A 17,406-nucleotide genomic window follows, 5' to 3' on the forward strand; every position below is an offset into this window, starting at 1 on the left:
ATCGTTAAGGCGAATCGTTCGCATCAGTGGCCCGGAAGGGCACACGACGCAGGGAGAACACGGTCATGGCACGCGCACTTATCGTCGGTGGCGGAATCGCAGGGGACACGCTCGCGCTGTTCCTGGAACGGGACGGCTGGGAGGTGACCGTCGCCGAGATCGCGCCCGCACTGCGCACCGGCGGTCAGACCGTCGACCTGCGCGGTGATTCCCGAGAAGTACTGCAGGAGGCAGGCCTGCTCGAGCAGGCACTCGGCTGCCTGGTCCCGCAAAGCGGAGCGGCATGGATCACCGCCGACGAACGTCGGCTCGCCGCGATGCCGGTGGAGGCGTTCGACGGGCAGGGTTTGGTGTCGAAGGAGGAACTGCTGCGCACCGATCTCGCGCGGATCATCCACGAGGCTGCAGGGCCCGGCGTGACGCGCCGCTTCGGTGAAACCGTGGAAGCGCTGGAGGACAAGGGAAACCGAGTGCTCGCCCGGTTCCGCACCGGCGAGACAGCGGAATTCGACCTGGTGGTCGGCGCCGACGGCGCGCACTCCCGAGTACGCGCGCTGCGCTTCGGCCCCGAAGAGAACTACCGCAAGCCACTCGGCCTGGCACACGCCTGGTTCACCCTCACCGAAACGCCGGAAACGCCGGCATTGGACGGCTGGTTCCTGATGCACAACACGCCAGGCCGCCTGAGCGTGGAGGCCAGGCCCGGTCACCAAGGGCAGCAGGAAATCGGCTTCACCTTCGCCGCCGACACGCTGCCGCCGCGGCACGACCGCGAAGCCCAATTCGCGCTGCTGGAGCGCACTTTCGCCGGAGTCGGCTGGCGCACGCAGGAATTCCTTGCCGCGGCACGGCAGGCGCCGGACTTCGCGCTGGACACCTTCGACCAGGTCGAGATGCCCTGCTGGCACGACGGTCGGGTGGTGCTGGTCGGCGACAGCGCTTGGTGCGCAAGCCCGCTCAGCGGCCTCGGCACCGCCTTGGCCTTGCGTGGCGCGGCCGAGTTGACCGCGGCGCTCCGGTCGGCCGAGGTGCTCGACGATCCGGACCGGCTGCCCGCCGCGCTGGCGGCCTTCGAGGCGGCGATGCGGCCGCGGGCCGCCTCGGCGCAACAGCTCCCGCCGGGTCGCGTCGCGATGGTGGCGCCGAACTCGGCCCTGGGGATCTGGTTCAACGCCTTTGTGATGCGCGCGGTCCAGTCGAAGCTGGTGCGCCCGTTGATCGCCAAGGCGATGGCCAACAGCGAGCACGGCCGCGGGTCACAGGGCGCAGACGCCCCGAGCCTTGTGCACTCTGCGTGATCCAACAGCAGGGCAGCGTCTTTCAGCGCGATCAACCGCGAGAGCTGCCCTCCCACAACGCTCTCGCGGCCGCCAATGCCGGACCCGCACCGGGCAGGTCGAACAAAGTCAGCCTGTCACTTGATTCGTCCTTGCATCCGGTGCTGGCTGAGCGTCCTTACCTGCGGCAGGGGACGTCGCGGATGGGTTGTCCGGCGGAATTGAACAGCCGGACCGAGAAGTCCCAGCCTCCACCGAGCGTGAAATCGACACTGCCGCTGCCATTTCGGGTAAACGGCCCGGCACCGAAGGTCGACTGAGCGGGGAAGTTCAGCAGAATTTCCGGGGTGTCGCGATCGAGTTTGGTCTTCGCGAACGGCAGCGCCTGGCCTGCGGCCGCATCGATGGTCGGCGGCGTGGCGTTCGATGCGGCGACGGGCAGCTTGCCGACGGCACCGCCGACGGAATCGGCTCCCCACAGCAGGAACAAGGACTTGACGGCCGAGTTGAGCCGCACCGTTCCAGCCGCACCGGTGAGCGAAATCGTTTGCCCCGCATCGGTGACCGCGCCCTCGACGGTCATCTCGACTTCTTGTTTCGGATTGACGCCCAGATCGCACAGCGTCTTTCCGCTGAGGGTGATCCGCTGATCGTGGTCTGCCCCGGCGACGGGTGCGACAGCGGTGGTCACGATCATTGCAAGAGCGACAAGCGCAGCGGAGCGGAGGGTTCGAGTCATGATGTCGTTCCTCTGTCAGGGTTGGCCGTGAGCCACCGCACGACTTCGGCAGCGTGGGTGTCCGGCGGGAAGATCGGATAGAAGACGTGCTCAATTGTGTTGCCCCGCAGGACCATTGTCACCCGTTTATAGAGCGTCGCGTTGCCGGCCTCGAAGGTCGGTAGTTTCAGTGCTTGTGCCAGGGCGAGCTCGGGGTCGGAGACCATCGGATAGGGCAGATGCAGCCGATCGGCCAGCGCCCGTTGATATTCGGCGTCGTCGCTGGACAGGGCGACGACGCGGTGCACTCCTCTGGCGTGCAGATCCGGGAAGTTGTCACGGAAGCCGCATGCCTCCTGGCTACAACCGCGGGCACCTGGAATCTCGTTCCAGCCCTTGGGAATATCGGTGCCGGGCTCGCCGGTCAGTGGGTAGATGAACAGCACCCACCTGCCGTCAGAGACGGTGTCCAATCGAATCTCGGCGCCGTCACTCGCGGCGAAGGTCAGTGCGGGGATCGTCATACCCGGCAGATGGTCGGCGGCGCCGTCATCCTGAGGTACCGGCAGATTCTCGGGGAGTGGGTCGGCCTGTGGCAGCAAGGCAATTCCTGTCTCGTCGTACTTGTCGTTGTCGAGTCCGAAGCCGCGACGAGCGGCCGCATACATACGCCGGGTGAGCTCGTCGCGATCGTGTGTCAGGCGGGTGATCAGCAAGTCGAGTTGATCGATCTTGGATTGGTAGGCCGCCAACGACTCCGGACAGTGATCTGCGGGTTCGTGCCCCTGCCGCAGGCAGTCGAGGAACGGACCGATCTCGCCGAGGTGCAGCCCCAGCGAGGCGAGCAGGCGGATCTCGGCCACACAGCGCGCGTCGATGTCGCTGTACTCCCGGTAACCGTTCGGCCTGCGCACCGGTTGGATCAAGCCCAGCGCTTCGTAATGCCGCAGCGCTTTCACCGTCACACCCGCCGCGTCGGCAACCTGCTTCGCCCGCATCCGACCAGCTCCCTTCCTCGCCTGCAACGGTAAAGCCGTCCCCATAGGGACGAGTCAAGCCAGATGCAGCACTAGAGCCGCGATGCGGGCGAAGAAGTCGGCGCGGACTCGGCGACCACATGCGCTATCATTAGAACATGCGTTCGAACGGAGCCTTCGAAGACCAGCTCACAGCGCTGGAGCGAGCGCTCGCGGGCTTGCGTGGGCTCGATGTCGGGCGGGCCTCCGAGGACGACCTCAGCGACCTACTCGATCGGCTCGAGGCGGCTGCGCGCATGCTCGCGGGGATGATCGCGCGCATCGCGCACCAGATCCGTCAACTGCGGGACTACTCGTAGCGGGGTTCAAGAATCCAGTTGGAGTGTGGACGGTTCGATGCCGAGGAGGTCGCGGAGGCCGGATTCGCCTGTGCGAGTGACGCGGATGGCGCGGCCGGTGCCGACGCGCGAAATCCAGTCGAGGTCGAGCAGGCGGCGGCAGAGTTGGGCACCGGCGGTGCCGCCGAGGTGGGTGCGGCGTTCGGTCCAGTCGAGACAGGGGCGGGCAACCGGGCGGCGGGTGGCATGCAGGGCGGCTGCGGGGACACCGACAGGGCCGGTGAGCCAGGCGAGGCCCGCCTCGGTGAGGGCGAAGCCACCGCCCTGGTCGAGCAGGGCACGAGTGGTCATCGCGTCGGTGATCGTGACGCCGAGTCGCCCGGCCAGATGGTCGTAACAGGTGCGGCCGCGCGCCAAAGCCGCTGCGACGGTGGCTGTTCGAAGATTGGTGACGGCGGGGCGCGGTGGCTCGACGTGGGCGAGCATGGACTCGAGGAGTTCGGCAACGTGCGAGCCTGCCAGCTGGACGTAGCGGTGGCGACCTTGGCGGCGTTCGACCAGCAAGCCGCCGTCGAGCAGCCGATTCAGGTGTTCGGTCGCGGTGGAAGCGGCAACGCCGGCGTGCCGGGCGAGCTCGCCCGCGGTCCAAGCGCGGCCGTCGACCAACGCGAGACACATGTCGGCACGCGTCTTGTCGGCGAGCAAGGCCGCAAGGCCTGCGAGTTCGGCTCCTCGGGATGACACAACCCCATGATGGTGCGCGAACGTTTCGGCGGCCACCGAAACGACACGGGGATACGGTCACGGTCATGAATCGGACAGTTCGCGAACTCACCGCCCCCGAGCAGGTACGGGCCGTGCTGGTCAGCGCGCCGGTGCCCACGGTGCCGCCGGTGGATTCGCCGATCGGCATCGACTGGCTGCGTGCGCATGTGCCGCGCTTTTGCGACGGGCCGGCGCATCAGCGCTTACGTGCGTTGGTCGTCGCGGAACTCGGCCAGCTGGCTCCTGACGAGCTGCGGCGGCGAGCGCGGACCGCGACCGGTCCGCTCCCCCACGTCCGTGTGCTGCTGGAAGTTCTTGGACTGTCGGATGTTTCGGTCGAGACAGTAGCGCTGGTCGCCGCCCATTATCAACCGTACGAACCCGATAATCCGGCGGCCGATGTCGCGGTCGCGGACTTGGTCGCGGCCTGCGGCGGCGTCACCGACGAGCGCACCGCGGCGCGCATCTGTTTGCTGGTGCAGGCATGCGCGGCGACCGCAGCCCTGGTGACCAACGCCGAGCAGACGGACTCGGACGGCACCGCCGACGAGATCCTCCAGCGAACAATGGACGAGAACCCGCCACTTCGCTCGACCAGACGGGTCGTCGACGGCGCGGTGATCGAGCTCGACATGCGCCATCCCGGACTGGGTTTCGGCGCGGGACCACACGCGTGCCCCGGCCGCGCACACGCCCTTGCCCTCGCCGCAGGCATCATCGAAGGAACAGCATGAACAAGACGAAGACCTTCCGCGAACTGCACGAAGGCCCGCAGCCACTCGTGCTGCCGTGCGCGTGGGACTACGGTTCCGCCGCGCTCCTCGCCGAGGCGGGATTCCCGGCGATCGGCACCACCAGCCTCGGCGTTGCCGTCGCGGCAGGACTCCCGGACGCGGCGGGCGCCACCGCCGGCGCGACGATGGCGCTGGCCGAGCTGATGGCGCGACTTCCGATCCCGGTGACCATCGACATCGAGCACGGTTTCAGTGAAAACCCCACCGAAGTCGGTGAATTCGCGGCCGCGTTGGCCGAATTGGGCGTCGCGGGAATCAATCTGGAGGACGGCCGCCCGGAATCGACACTGGCCGAACCGGATCATCACGCCGAGCTGATCGCCGCGGTCAAGGCCAACGCGCCGGAGCTCTTCGTCAACGCCCGGGTGGACACCTTCTGGTCCGTGCTCGACACCGACGCCACCGTTGACCGCGCCGCGCGATACACCGACGCCGGAGCCGACGGTATCTACGTGCCGGGACTCGCCATCCCCGACGTGATCGCGCGCCTCGTCGCAGCCACCCCGCTGCCCGTCAACATCCTGCACTCGCCAACCGGTCCGTCGGTCGCGGCGCTCGCCGACCTCGGCGTCCGCCGGATCAGCATGGGCTCGCTGCTCTACCGCACGGCACTCGCGGCGGCGGTCGACACGGCCCGCGCGGTCCGCGACAACACACCCCAGCTGATCGACGCCCCCGGCTACCGGCAAATCCAGGCCCTCACCGAGTAGTACGCGGCGGGAGATGACGAGGCCCCGTCATCTCCCGCCCGCAGGCCAACCCCGACATATCACCCCGGCAGCCGACTACCATCGAAAGACAGCGGCGGACGGCCGATAAGGGGGTCGCCATGTTCCAGAGGTTCTCCGACCAGGCCCGGCGAGTGATCGTGCTGACGCAGGAACAGGCGCGCTTGCACGGCCACAACTACATTGGCGCGGAACACATCCTGCTCGCCATCCTGCTCGCGTGCGAGACAGGTTCTGCGGCAACCACCGCACGCGCGCTCGCGCACCTCGGTATCGATCCGCCCGAGGCGCGAGCCAGGCTCGATACGGCGCTCGGCACCGCGGAACTTGTTACCACCACCCATATTCCGTTCACCAGGCAGGCCAAGACCGTGCTCGAGAACAGCCTGCGGGAAGCGCAGGCGCTCAATCACGAGCACATCGAACCGAGCCACCTGCTCCTCGCCTTGACCAAGGTTGCCGCCGACGAACCCGACACCGCGGCCGGTACCGCGATCCGGACGCTCGGATTCACCTACGACGACCTGCGCAAGGCATTCCGCTCCGCCGCCGAGTCCTGGGTCAGCCAGCCGCAACTGTTCTACTCCAAGCAGGCTCGGAGGGCACTTACTCACGCGCACCGTGAAGCGAACGAAAATGACAGTGCCACAGTCGATATCGGCCATATCCTGCTCGGAGTGCTGGCTATGGACGATGCATCGGTCCGTCCCGCGCTCGACGCGCTCGGCATCGATCCGGAACAGCTCGCCATCGAAGTACGCAACCACCTGCCGCGCCAGGACTGATCGGCGCTGCCGGATCAGGCGAGTCGGCCACCGCCGTCGACGTGCAGGGTGGTGCCGGTCAGGAACGGGTTCGTCAGCGCGAGCAGCGCGGCCGCGGCGATATCGGCCGAACTGCCGACGCGGCGAGCGGGATTGCGTGCGGCGACGCCGGCGAAGAACTCATCCTTGTTCGCGCCCAACCCATCCCACGCACCGGAGTCCACGATGCCGGGCGACAGCGCGTTGACCCTGATCGGTGCGAGTTCGACCGCAAGCGCCTGCGCCAGAAAGCTCACCGCGCCATTGGCGGCGGCCATGATCACCCGGCCGGGTTCGGGACGCCATGCCGCGACACCGGAGAACAGCAGCATCGCACCGCCTTCGCGGATCCGCGCGCCGAAATGCTTGGCCAGCAGGATCGGGCCGATCACCTTGGCGTCGAAGGCCGCAACCATCGCCTCCTTGGCCAGCTCAGCGACCGGGCCGTTGGCGCGCTGAGTGGCCAGCGACACCAGGTAATCCAGCTCGCCGACCTCGTCCGCGAACCGTTCTATTGCCGCTTCGTCAGCGAGATCGACTGTGGTGGTGCGTAACTGGGCGGATTCCGCCGCAGCCACCGGATTCCGTCCGGCCAGGACGACGTTCGCGCCCGCAGCGATGGCGTCGGTCGCGAGCTGTCGTCCGATGCCCGAATTGCCGCCGATGATGACGAGCTTCTTGCCGTCCATCGAGCCTGTCATGCGATGCCTCCTCGTAGTGGTTCCCCTTCGTGGAGTCCCAACGCGGCGCCCTCATATGGCAATCCCATCGTGATATCGATCTTTTCTCCTATTCCGATAGGATCTCCGAATGGCAACCTTGCGGGCCTTGGAATGCCTGATCGCCGTGCTGGACGCCGGTTCGGTGACCGAAGCGGCGGCCCGCCTGCACATGTCGCAGCCTGCGCTGTCGCATCAGATCGCGGCCTTGGAACGCGAGATCGGCACATCGGTCGTGCAGCGCTTGCCGCGTGGCGTACGGGCCACCGCGGCGGGCCGGGCGATCGCGGACGATGCGCGGGCCGCGCTGGCGGCGGCCGAGCGAGTGGTGCGCGTCGGGCGTGGTGTCGCGACCGGCGCACAGGGGCAGTTGCGCATCGCGTGTGCCGAGACCATGACCGCCGGACTGCTCGCGCCGGTATTGCGGAGCTGGCGGCGGCGCCATCCGGCCGTGCACCTCACCTTGCACGAAATGACCAGTGCCGAAGCACTTTCCGAGCTGGTGGCAACCGGCGCCGCCGATATCGGCATCGGACCACGGCCGACCCGATGGGATGGGCGGCTCGAGGTGATCGGATCCGAGGAGATCGTCGCGGTCGCCGCCGCGGACCTCGAACCACCGACGACATTCGCCGAACTCGCCGAACAGCCGGTGGTGCACTATCACCCGGACAACGGGCTCGGCGCGTGGCTCGACGAGATCGCCGCGGCATCCGGCGTCACGCTCGACGCCGCGACGCGGACCCGGCAGGCCACCACCGCCGCGCAGCTCGCCTCCGCGGGCCTCGGGATCGCGCTCGTGCCGATGAGCGCACTGACCGCGACCTTCCCCCGCACCGTGCGCAGCCTGCGCCCGCGCCTGGTCCGTGACGTCGTCTGCCTGACGACAGCACCGGAAGACGCACTGGTGCAACGATTTCAGGCGGAGGTCCGGCGGCGCGGCGTGCCGGTTCCCGCGGCGATCACGGCACAGCTCAGACCACGAGACTGACCCGCGGTGGTCACTTGTGGACCACACGCTCACCTTCGCCCGGCTTCCAGATGGTGATGCCGAGCTTGTTGTCGATGAGCTCGACGGTGGAGGCGCCGGTCAAGTCGGCGACGTAGAAATGGTCGAATTCCCGGCCGCGGATGTCGAAGCCGGTGTCGTCGAACAGTGCCTGGGCGAAGCGGACGTGCAAGTCCTTGTCCGGGAGGTCGACGACGGTGCCGAACAATTTGGCGTCGCCCTCGCTGACGTGGGTATCGACGGTCGCGGTGTGCAGGCAGAAGCGGGGGTCGCGGGCCAGATCCCGGAATTTGGTGGTGCCTGGCATGCCCGAGATCACCAGGTGCTCCTCGAAGAACCGTGGTTCCACCGGACTGATTCGCGGGAATCCGTCCGAGCGAAGGGTGCCGAGCATGCAGAGGTTTCCGGTGGCCTGGTGCCGCTTGGTGAACAGGGTGGCGATGTGCGGCGCCTCGTCGGCGAATGTGCTCCAAGTGGTCATGTCGTCGACGGTACGGTCTATTGCTGACACCTGCTGTCAAGGTTTCTGGCTAATGTTGGCGCATGCGAGCGAGTCGACTGGTGCAGCTGCTGCTGATGCTGCAAACGCGCGGGCGCGTCACCGCAGGCGAGCTCGCCAAGGAGCTCGAGGTGTCGGTGCGCACCGTCTACCGCGATATCGACGCACTGTCAGCGGCAGGAGTACCGGTGTACAGCGAGCCGGGCCGCGCAGGTGGTGTGCAGTTGGTCGCCGGGTATCGGACTCGGCTGACCGGCTTGAACGCCGACGAAGCCGATGCGGTGCTGCTGGCCGGATTACCCGGCGCGGCAGCCGATCTCGGGCTCGGCACGGTGCTGGCGACAGCGCAGCTCAAGGTGCTCGCCGCACTGCCGCCCGAATTACGCGGCCGCGCAACCCGAATCGCCGAGCGAGTACACATCGACGCACCCGGTTGGTTCCACCGTCCTGACGAAACCCCCACGCTGAACACCGTCGCCGACGCGCTCTGGCACGACCGCAGACTCGCCGTGCGCTACGGCCGCAAGGACAAGGTCGTCGACCGCCACCTCGACCCGCTCGGCCTGGTCATGAAGGCAGGCACCTGGTATCTGGTGGCGATGGGCGGCGACGCAATCCGCTCCTACCGGGTCAGCCGCATCCTCGCCGCCGAACCGACCGGCGAATCCTTCGACCGCCCAGCAGATTTCGACCTGGCCGCGCATTGGTCCTCGGCCGCCGACGACTTCGCACAATCCATGCTGCGCGTGCACGCCCGCTGCCGCATCGCCACCACCCATCTCCGCATGCTCCGGCTCATGAACGAGCCCGCCGCAGTCACCGCCGCACTCGCCTCCGCGAGCGAACCGGACGCCGACGGCTGGGTCGAACTCACCCTGTCGTCGGAGTCCTACGACGTACTGACACACGGCCTGCTCCCGCTCGGCGAATACGCCGAAGTCCTCGAGCCACCACACGTGCGCGCCAAGCTCGCCGAAACCGCAGCCCGAATGCACGATCTCTACCGCGGATGACGAAAAACCACACGCAAGTCGCCGATCACGAATCGGGTTCCGCCAGCACAACGAACGTGCTTTCGCGGTCACACTCCATCCGCCCCGCGATGTCGCGCACAACGGTCGCGCCCTGCCCTTGGCCGCCGCGTGTCGGCCCGGCAAACACCTCGCCAGCGCTACGAAGCGGCCCCCCGTAGTCGTACTTCATCCACCACACGATGTCGCGAATTCACACCAGCGGCCAACAATCTCAACATGCGGGAGCACAGAGGCGGATTCGCATCGAGGGGGATCTGGCGGCGGGGACTTCTCGGGCGATGCCGCCGTCAGTGCCCCCTGATCAGTCGACCGGTTCCAGAACCGGTGCGGCTTCATTTGAGTGGTGCGTGTCGGGTGCGACGGTTACGCCCTGGCCGGTCCGCCAGTCGGACGGCGAATACAAGCCCGGCGGTGAAGGAATCACCGAGTGCAATGACGCAGTGGGAGCGCGCCACCATTGGGTCATCTTAGGACTGGAGCCTTCCTAACTGTCTGCCATGCTGGGGGCATGTTGGAGACGTCGGCGCGGCTGCTCAAGTTGCTTGCTTTGTTGCAGACGCATCGGGACTGGACGGGTGGGGAGCTCGCCGAACGGCTCGGGGTGACCGGGCGGACGGTGCGGCGCGATGTCGATCGGCTGCGGGACCTCGGGTATCCGGTGCACGCCACGCAGGGGACGGCCGGTTATCGGCTCGGCGCGGGTGCGGCGCTGCCGCCGCTGCTGCTCGATGACGAGGAGGCGGTCGCGGTGGCGGTCGGACTGCGCAGTGCGTCCGGCGGGACGGTGGCCGGGATCGAGGAGTCGTCGCTGCGAGCGCTGACCAAGTTGGAGCAGGTGCTGCCGCCGCGGTTGCGACACCGGGTCCGGACATTGCGCGGCGCCACGTTACGTGTCGGCGCGCCAGGTGCTGCTGTCGAACCGGACACGCTGATGGCGGTCGCCGAGGCGTGCACGCGGCACGAACGCCTGCGGTTCGACTACCGCGCGCACAGCGGCGAAACCACCCTTCGACTGGTCGAACCGCACACCCTTGTGCATTTCAGCCGCCACTGGTACCTGGTCGCGTGGGATGTCGACCGCGCGGACTGGCGCACCTTCCGCGCCGACCGGCTGACCCCACGCATCCCGACCGGCCCGCGCTTCACCCCGCGCGAACCACCGGAAGGCGATGTCGCGGTCTACCTTTCACGGCAGCTGTCCAGCCGCGCATGGCCAAGCCAAGCAACGGTGCTCCTGCACGTATCGGCCACCGAGGCGGCCCCCAACGTCTGGCCGGGCATGGGCACCGTAGAACCGGTCGACGCCAACACCTGCCGCCTGCAAGTCGGCGCCGAAACCCCCGAAGCCCTCGTCTGGATGATCACCGCAGTCGACATCGATTTCACCCTCCTCAGCGGCCCCCCAGAACTCGTCGCCGCCCTACGCGCCCAAGCCGCCCGCTGCACCACCTCCCTCAACAACTTCCCCACCCCACCCGAGTAAAGTCTGCACCCCTTCTGTCGATCCGCACCCCTTCTGGCAGCCCAGAGCCAGTGCGAATCCACAGAACGAGTGCGGATTCGAAGCCTCCGATCTTGAAACCGCAGCAGCCGCACACCTTCTGTCTTCCCGCACACGATCTGGCATGCAAAATCGTGTGCGGGAAGACAGAAAGTGTGCGGCACAGAGTCTTTGATCTTGAATCTCTGTCTTTGATCTTGAAGTTCTCGAAACGGGAGCACAGCCAAGTAACCCGGCTGGGACAAGAGAACGCGTGAGCGACTGCGGAGGTCAGCCGGGTACGGCAGGCGACGCCACCACGCTATCCGGTGCAAACCCTTGGCTGCCGTACTCGTCAGGAGACCGTGGACCCGAAGGAGCTTTGCCTTCGCCGAGCCCAAAGCGGCACGTGCGCAGACCAACCCGCCCCGTGGGGCGCGGCCTCGGACAGGCGCGGCCTCGGACAGGCGCGGCCTCGGACAGGCGCGGCCTCGGACAGGCGCGGCCTCGGACAGGCGCGGCCTCGGACAGGCGCGGCCTCGGACAGGCGCGGCTTCGGGAGGGGCGCGGCTTTGGGGGGTTGGTGCGGGTTTCGTAGGGCGTGTTGCGTTTGGGGTGGTGGTTTATCCGCGGGTTGAACGGTTTCCTGGCGAGCGGGACGGTTTCGGGGTTTGCACTGGATAGCGTGGTGGCGTCGTGTGCCGTACCCGGCTGACCTCCGCTGTCAGGTGCGTGTTCTCTTGTTCCAGACCGGGTTGCTTGGCTGTGGTCCGGTTCAAAGACCTTTCGGGGAAGTGATCTCGAGGGAGGTTGGCGGTAGTCAAATGGTGGGCGTCTCGGTGCGTACTGCCACCATATGACTCCCGTCGATGAAGTTGATCAACCATTTGACTCCCGTCGATGGGGCAACAACCATTGCACTCCCGTCGATGACGCTCGGCGACCACTTTCCTCCCGTCGATGCGAGGCTTGCCGCCTCGGAGAGGCTCCGGCGCGAGAGTTGGTGCAGCCATGTCCCGTTCGCGTGGGTAGAGGTTCACGAGTGGTACATGGTGGAGGCGTTTACGGCGTGTCGCCTCCACCATGTACCACTCGTGAGAGGACATCCCACCGAACGGGACATGGCGGTGTTCGGGGTAGTGGGTGTTGGTCAGCTCACGATGGCGAAGAGGATCGCCGCTACCGCGAAGCTCACTACGGAGAGGATGGTTTCCAGGACGGTCCAGGTTTGCAGGGTTTGTTTTACCGTGAGGTTGAAGAACTTTGCGATGATCCAGAAGCCGCCGTCGTTGACGTGGCTGAGGATGATCGAGCCTGCTGCGATGGCCATGGCGATCAAGGCGATCGAGATCTGCGAGTAGCCGTGGTCGGCCACCAGTGGCGCGACGATGCCGCCGGTGGTGACGATGGCGACGGTCGCCGAGCCCTGTGCGATGCGCAGGCCGCAGCTGATGATGTAGGCGAGCACGATCACCGGCAGCCCGGCGGCCGACATGGTGTCGGCGAGTGCGGTGCCGATTCCGGTGGCGGAGATGACCTTTCCGAAGAAGGCACCTGCGCCGACGACCAGCAGCAGCATGCCGACCGGCCGCAGCGACTCGGCGGTGAGCGTGCTGAGTTCCTGCACGGTCGACCCGCGCCGCACACCGAGCACGTAGAACGCGACGAGCACGGCGATGAGCAGCGCCACCGCGGGAGTGCCGAAGAACGTCAGCACCTGTAGCAGACGAGAGTTCTTGTCCAACAGCTGAGTGCCGAAGGTCGCACCGAGAATCAGCACCAGCGGGATGGCGATGATCGCGCCGATCAGGCCGACCGACGGCGGGGTCGTCGTGACCGTCTTGGTGGCGACACCGCCACCCGAGCCGTCGGCGCCCGCATCGTCCGAAACCCGCTCTCCCCCATCGAGAGCGGCTTCCTCTTCCTTGCGCACCAGGAACTCGTCCGGCACCTCGACGTGGATCCGCTTACCGATGTAGGTGCCCCACACGATGCCCGCCGCAACGAAACCGGGGAGGCCGCAGACGAATCCCATCAGGATCAACCAGCCGAGGCTCACGCCGAGCAGCCCGCCGAGGGCAACCGGCCCCGGGTGCGGCGGCAGGAACGCGTGCGTCATGGACAACCCGGCCAGCATCGGCATCGCGTACAGGACCAGCGAACGCCCACCGCGCTTGGCCGCCACATAGATCAGCGGTGCGAGCACGAAGATGCCGATGTCGAAGAACACCGGGATGCCGAAGATGAGCCCGAGCAGGCCCATCGCGAACGGTGCGCCCTTCTCGCCGAACAGATTCAGCAGCTTGCCGGTCAAAACATCGGCGCCACCGGATCGTTCGAGGATCGCGCCGAGCACCGTGCCGAGGCCGATGATGACGGCGATATGCCCGAGGATGCCGCCGAACCCGGTCTCCAGCAACGAATCACCGGCTTTGATCGCCGTTCCGACGATCTTCGACACCGGTAGCCCGGCGGCGAGAGCGAGCGCAAGGCCGGTGAGCAGCAGCGCGATGAACGGCTCCAGCTTGACCTTGATGATGGCGAACAGCAATACGGCGATCGCGAGCCCGCAGAGCACGAGCAGCCCTGGGGTGGTGGTGCGCAGCCAATCGACAGCACCCATGGTGTTCCTCAATTCATGGATCGAACGAACGACGCCGCGCGGCTGGCGATCTCGGACCACCGGCCCGCCGCGACATCGGAAGGGGCAACGACATCGGTGCCCGCCGTGACGGCGACTGCGCCCGCGGCAAGGAATTCGGCTGCGTTACCAGCATTGACGCCACCGGAAGGGATGAGCGCCAGGTCAGGGAACGGACCACGCAGGTCCTTCAGATATCCCGGCCCGAGTGCACGGGCGGGGAAGATTTTCACGGCGGCCGCACCGAGGTCGAGTGCGGTGAGCACTTCGCTCGGCGTGAACGCGCCCATCACGACCGGGATGTCGTGCTGCGCCGCCACTTCCGCCACGTCCGCGCGCAGCCCCGGCGTGACCAGGAAGCGTGCGCCGCTGTCGATGGCGGCCTTGGCCTGTTCGCCGGTGAGCACGGTGCCGACACCGACGACCGCGCCCTCGGCTTGCGCGGCGGCGGCGAGGTAGCCGAGCACGCCGGGCGTGGTGAAGGTGAGCTCCAACGCCCGAATGCCGGACGAGGCAAGCGCTTGCGCCAGCGCGACCGGATCGGGAATCTCCGGCGCACGGACCACGCTGAGCACCCTGTCGGCGCGGATCACCGTCATGGCCGAGGTCATCAGTAGGTCTCCTTTCGCGAGACGTCCATCCGCAACGCGCGCCCGGCGAGCACACCGGTGGGTGCGCCGTTGTCGATGGCGAATTCGCCGTTGACGAGCACGTGGCGGATGCCGTGCGCCTGCTGTTTCGGGTTGTCGAAGGTCGCGGTGTCGGCGACGTTCGCCGGGTCGAACACGACGAGATCGGCGGCGTACCCGGTGAATACGAGGCCGCGGTCGCGCAACCGCAGCCGGTCGGCGGGCCGACCGGTCAGGTGATGCACGCAGTCCTCCAGCTCGAGCACGCCGAGTTCGCGGACGTAGTGGCCCAGGTAGCGCGGGAAGGTGCCCCAGGCCCTCGGGTGCGGGCGGGCCGGGGCGAGCAGCGCGTCGCTGCCGCCCATGTGCCCCGGGTGCACCATGATCGCGCGCACGTTTTCCTCGTGGCCGACGTGCTGCAGGACGCTGGTCGCCAGCTGGTCGCGGCGCAGCAGATCGAAGAACACCTCGACCGGCGCCATGGCGCGGTCCGCGGCGATCTCGTCGAGCCGCTGACCAACGTAAGGGTCGAGTTCCGCGTTGGCGACGCCGCTGATTTGAATGGTGTCCCATTCGATGGTGACGCCGTGGCAGCCGTCGGACCCGTGCACTGTCACGTCTTCGGTGATGCGCGACAAGGCCTCGGGGTCGTCGAGGCGAGCGAGCGCGGCGTCCGGCCCACCCGACATCGCCCAGCTGGGCAGCAACGCCGAAAGGGTCGTCGCCCCTGGCAGATACGGGTAGGTGTCCAGTGTGATGTCGCAGCCGTCCGCACGGGCGGCGTCGATGAGCGCCAGGAATTCCGGTGCGCGACCGCGATTCACGTGGAAATTCATGGTGGCGTGCGTGAGATGCAGCGCACATCCGGTACGGCGAGCCAGCTCGATCATCTCCGCGTACGCCTCGAGCGCACCGGCGCCGTAGGAGCGGGTGTGCGGCGCGTAGAACCCACCGAACTCGGCGACCACCTCGCACAACGCCGCCAATTCGCCGGTGTCGGCGTACATTCCAGGCGTGTAGGTGAGCCCGCTCGACATGCCGACCGCGCCCTCGCGCAGTCCCTGCGCGAGCAGTTCCCGCATCCGGTCGATCTCGGCGGTGGTCGCCGGGCGCTTGTCCGCGCCGACCACGAGCAGCCGCAGCGTGCCCTGCGGCACGAGATAGGCGGCGTTGGGCGTGATCCCGCGGTCGAGCCGATCCAGGTACTCCCCCACGGTGCGCCAAGAGAAATCCAGGTCGGTGGGATTGCCGTTCCACCCGGCGATCTGGCGGCGCACCACGGCGAGCGTGGCATCGTCGATCGGCGCGTAGGAAATCCCGTCCTGCCCGACCACCTCGGTGGTGATCCCCTGGCTGATCTTCGGGAAGTGGCCGGGCTCGGTCAGCAGATGCAGGTCCGAATGGGCGTGCATGTCGATGAAGCCGGGGCACAGCACCGCGCCGGGCCCCGCGTCGACGATGCGCCCGGCCTCAGCAATGCTGCCGGGATCGGTGATCCGGGTGATCCGGCCACGCTCGACGAGGACATCAGCGCGGAAGCGGGGTGCACCCGTCCCGTCGATGACGTCGATGTCACGAAAAAGTAGGTCCGTCATGGTTTTCGGGCTCATCAGAAGAAGGTGTGCAGGAAGTCGACGACCCGCGGCGACGCGGCGTCGGCGTCGTCGATCACCGGGACGAGCCGCCACTTGTCGAAGGCCGTGCACGGATGCGACAGGCCGAGCCGCAGCACGGTGCCGATCGGCAGCTCGGCCCCGGCGGGCAAGCGCAGGAAGGCGTGCTGGTCGTTGAGTGCGGAGACCGTCGCAGCCGGGTCGAGCGATGAAACTTCCGATCCCGCAATGCGTTGCGGGACCGGAAGCCCCTCATCGAACGGCAAGTCACGCTTGCCCGCGTCCAGCAGCGCCAGTTCCGGCTCCGGACGAGATATAGTGCGTGCCCAGCCGTGCATCGCCGAACGCAGCGGCTTCTCGCTGCGCGGCGCGGCCAACGGCGAGATGCCCGCATAGAAGCCGTCGTCGTGAATGATGTACGCCCCGGACCGGAGCACGACCGCCGTCGAAACACCCGCCGCGCCTTGCTCATCGGCAAGGCCCGCCAGACGTTCGACGACCAGGTCCGGGTAAGCGCTACCGCCCGCGGTCACGATGGCGCCCTCGGAATAGCTTCCGGCGGCGGCGAGTTCGCGATGCAGGCGGGCCATCTCGTCGAGGAAATGCCGGACCGCGTCGATGCCGTCCGCCGAGCGATCGTGGGCGAGCGCGCCCTCGTAACCACCGACACCGGCCAGGGTCAGCCGCTCGGCCGCGACAATGGCCGTCGCGATGGCGTGCGCCTGCTCCACAGTGCGGGCACCGGTGCGGCCGTGCGGCCCACCGAGTTCGACGAGCACGCGCACCTTGGCCGCCCCCGGCGCCGAGCGCAGGTGCGCGTCCATCAGCACGACCGTCTCGACGCTGTCGGCCCAGCAGACGAACTCGAAGGCCGGGTCGTTCGCCAATTCCTCGGCGACCCAGTGCAATCCGACCGGATCGACCAGCGCGTTGGCCAGCAGCACGCGGCCGACGCCGAACGCGCGCGCCACCTGGACCTGCCAGATGGTCGCCAGCGTGATGCCCCAGCAGCCGGCGGCCAGCTGCTGCGCCCACAGCTGCGGCGCCATCGTGGTCTTGCCGTGCGGCGCGAGCTGCACACCGGCCGCGCTCGCCCAGTCGGCCATGACGGCGACGTTCGACTCGACCGCCGACCGGTCGATGGTCAGCAGCGGCGTCTCGAACTGGTCGAGAGTCGGTGCGGTGGCGAGGAATTCACGCGCGGTGCGCCCCCAGGCGGCGGGCGGCAGCCCTTTGTGCTCGGGGCCGAGTTTCCGGTCTCCGAGTCCTGCTACGACATCATCGTCGATCGCCACGGCGTTCCTTCCCGCACAGGTCATCGCATAGCTTCTCGCTATTGCATAATTTGCAATGCTTGTTGCGCATCGTGTTTCGTGTGGTTA

The 17,406-nt window shown here is 67.5% G+C and carries 18 protein-coding genes; 8 read left to right on the top strand and 10 right to left on the bottom strand.

Translation table 11 applies throughout. The features are described from left to right. The first annotated feature begins 65 nt into the window (after positions 1–65). On the top strand, positions 66–1,298 hold the full coding sequence (locus ACGFNJ_RS36865) for an FAD-dependent monooxygenase (RefSeq protein WP_393459422.1): 1,233 nt from the start codon (positions 66–68) through the stop codon (positions 1,296–1,298). Positions 1,299–1,455: 157 nt separating this feature from the next. Here ACGFNJ_RS36865 and ACGFNJ_RS36870 read toward each other — a convergent pair whose 3' ends face one another. Continuing rightward, a complete protein-coding gene (locus ACGFNJ_RS36870) occupies positions 1,456–2,016 on the bottom strand; it encodes a hypothetical protein (RefSeq protein WP_393459425.1) in 561 nt (186 codons plus the stop codon). Beyond that, positions 2,013–2,993 carry a redoxin family protein gene (locus tag ACGFNJ_RS36875; RefSeq protein ID WP_393459428.1) on the bottom strand — a complete coding sequence of 327 codons (981 nt, stop codon included), beginning with the start codon at positions 2,991–2,993 and terminating at the stop codon, positions 2,013–2,015. Before ACGFNJ_RS36875 ends, ACGFNJ_RS36870 begins: the two co-directional genes overlap by 4 nt. Before the next feature lie 137 nt (positions 2,994–3,130). Here ACGFNJ_RS36875 and ACGFNJ_RS36880 point away from each other — a divergent pair, with 137 nt between their 5' ends. Continuing rightward, complete coding sequence (locus ACGFNJ_RS36880; RefSeq protein WP_069166153.1) at positions 3,131–3,331, top strand: hypothetical protein; 201 nt, start codon at positions 3,131–3,133, stop codon at positions 3,329–3,331. Between the two features lie 6 nt (positions 3,332–3,337). Here ACGFNJ_RS36880 and ACGFNJ_RS36885 read toward each other — a convergent pair whose 3' ends face one another. Continuing rightward, the gene (locus ACGFNJ_RS36885) at positions 3,338–4,054 is read right to left on the bottom strand and encodes an ArsR/SmtB family transcription factor (RefSeq protein WP_393459432.1); all 717 of its coding nucleotides are present in this window, start codon (positions 4,052–4,054) and stop codon (positions 3,338–3,340) included. A 65-nt stretch (positions 4,055–4,119) separates the two neighbouring features. Here ACGFNJ_RS36885 and ACGFNJ_RS36890 point away from each other — a divergent pair, with 65 nt between their 5' ends. From ACGFNJ_RS36890 to ACGFNJ_RS36900, 3 genes are all read left to right on the top strand, one after another. After that, complete coding sequence (locus ACGFNJ_RS36890) at positions 4,120–4,809, top strand: hypothetical protein (protein ID WP_393459435.1); 690 nt, start codon at positions 4,120–4,122, stop codon at positions 4,807–4,809. Further along, complete coding sequence (locus ACGFNJ_RS36895; RefSeq protein ID WP_393459438.1) at positions 4,806–5,579, top strand: isocitrate lyase/phosphoenolpyruvate mutase family protein; 774 nt, start codon at positions 4,806–4,808, stop codon at positions 5,577–5,579. Before ACGFNJ_RS36890 ends, ACGFNJ_RS36895 begins: the two co-directional genes overlap by 4 nt. Before the next feature lie 119 nt (positions 5,580–5,698). Continuing rightward, positions 5,699–6,382 (top strand): Clp protease N-terminal domain-containing protein, encoded by a 684-nt coding sequence (locus ACGFNJ_RS36900; RefSeq protein ID WP_393459441.1) that lies wholly within the window; start codon positions 5,699–5,701, stop codon positions 6,380–6,382. Between the two features lie 14 nt (positions 6,383–6,396). On the opposite strand, the gene ACGFNJ_RS36905 is transcribed toward ACGFNJ_RS36900, so the two are convergent. Beyond that, on the bottom strand, positions 6,397–7,101 hold the full coding sequence (locus ACGFNJ_RS36905) for an SDR family oxidoreductase (RefSeq protein WP_393459443.1): 705 nt from the start codon (positions 7,099–7,101) through the stop codon (positions 6,397–6,399). A 109-nt stretch (positions 7,102–7,210) separates the two neighbouring features. Between ACGFNJ_RS36905 and ACGFNJ_RS36910 the strand changes: the two genes are divergently transcribed. Next, the gene (locus ACGFNJ_RS36910) at positions 7,211–8,110 is read left to right on the top strand and encodes a LysR family transcriptional regulator (protein ID WP_393459446.1); all 900 of its coding nucleotides are present in this window, start codon (positions 7,211–7,213) and stop codon (positions 8,108–8,110) included. Between the two features lie 10 nt (positions 8,111–8,120). On the opposite strand, the gene ACGFNJ_RS36915 is transcribed toward ACGFNJ_RS36910, so the two are convergent. Beyond that, the gene (locus tag ACGFNJ_RS36915) at positions 8,121–8,609 is read right to left on the bottom strand and encodes a pyridoxamine 5'-phosphate oxidase family protein (RefSeq protein ID WP_393459449.1); all 489 of its coding nucleotides are present in this window, start codon (positions 8,607–8,609) and stop codon (positions 8,121–8,123) included. A gap of 62 nt (positions 8,610–8,671) precedes the next feature. Between ACGFNJ_RS36915 and ACGFNJ_RS36920 the strand changes: the two genes are divergently transcribed. Further along, positions 8,672–9,640: a helix-turn-helix transcriptional regulator gene (locus ACGFNJ_RS36920; RefSeq protein ID WP_393459452.1), complete on the top strand. Its 969-nt coding sequence runs from the start codon at positions 8,672–8,674 to the stop codon at positions 9,638–9,640. A 25-nt stretch (positions 9,641–9,665) separates the two neighbouring features. On the opposite strand, the gene ACGFNJ_RS36925 is transcribed toward ACGFNJ_RS36920, so the two are convergent. After that, positions 9,666–9,830 (bottom strand): hypothetical protein, encoded by a 165-nt coding sequence (locus tag ACGFNJ_RS36925; protein ID WP_393459455.1) that lies wholly within the window; start codon positions 9,828–9,830, stop codon positions 9,666–9,668. A 339-nt stretch (positions 9,831–10,169) separates the two neighbouring features. Here ACGFNJ_RS36925 and ACGFNJ_RS36930 point away from each other — a divergent pair, with 339 nt between their 5' ends. Continuing rightward, entirely contained in the window at positions 10,170–11,144 is a 975-nt protein-coding gene (locus ACGFNJ_RS36930; RefSeq protein WP_393459458.1) for a helix-turn-helix transcriptional regulator, read from the top strand. A 1,147-nt stretch (positions 11,145–12,291) separates the two neighbouring features. Here the strand turns inward: ACGFNJ_RS36930 and ACGFNJ_RS36935 are convergent. Genes ACGFNJ_RS36935 through ACGFNJ_RS36950 form a run of 4 tightly spaced genes read right to left on the bottom strand, consistent with a single transcriptional unit; the run spans position 12,292 to position 17,343 of the window. Continuing rightward, on the bottom strand, positions 12,292–13,764 hold the full coding sequence (locus tag ACGFNJ_RS36935) for a GntP family permease (protein WP_393459461.1): 1,473 nt from the start codon (positions 13,762–13,764) through the stop codon (positions 12,292–12,294). 8 nt (positions 13,765–13,772) lie between these two features. Next, the gene (locus tag ACGFNJ_RS36940) at positions 13,773–14,393 is read right to left on the bottom strand and encodes a bifunctional 4-hydroxy-2-oxoglutarate aldolase/2-dehydro-3-deoxy-phosphogluconate aldolase (protein WP_393459464.1); all 621 of its coding nucleotides are present in this window, start codon (positions 14,391–14,393) and stop codon (positions 13,773–13,775) included. Beyond that, positions 14,393–16,006, bottom strand: coding sequence for an amidohydrolase family protein (locus tag ACGFNJ_RS36945; protein ID WP_393459467.1), 1,614 nt, complete (start codon positions 16,004–16,006; stop codon positions 14,393–14,395). Before ACGFNJ_RS36945 ends, ACGFNJ_RS36940 begins: the two co-directional genes overlap by 1 nt. Positions 16,007–16,020: 14 nt before the next feature. Beyond that, a complete protein-coding gene (locus ACGFNJ_RS36950) occupies positions 16,021–17,343 on the bottom strand; it encodes an amino acid deaminase (protein WP_393459470.1) in 1,323 nt (440 codons plus the stop codon). Between the last annotated feature and the right edge of the window lie 63 nt (positions 17,344–17,406).

This window comes from Nocardia sp. NPDC049149, assembly GCF_043197455.1.
Classification (GTDB): domain Bacteria; phylum Actinomycetota; class Actinomycetes; order Mycobacteriales; family Mycobacteriaceae; genus Nocardia.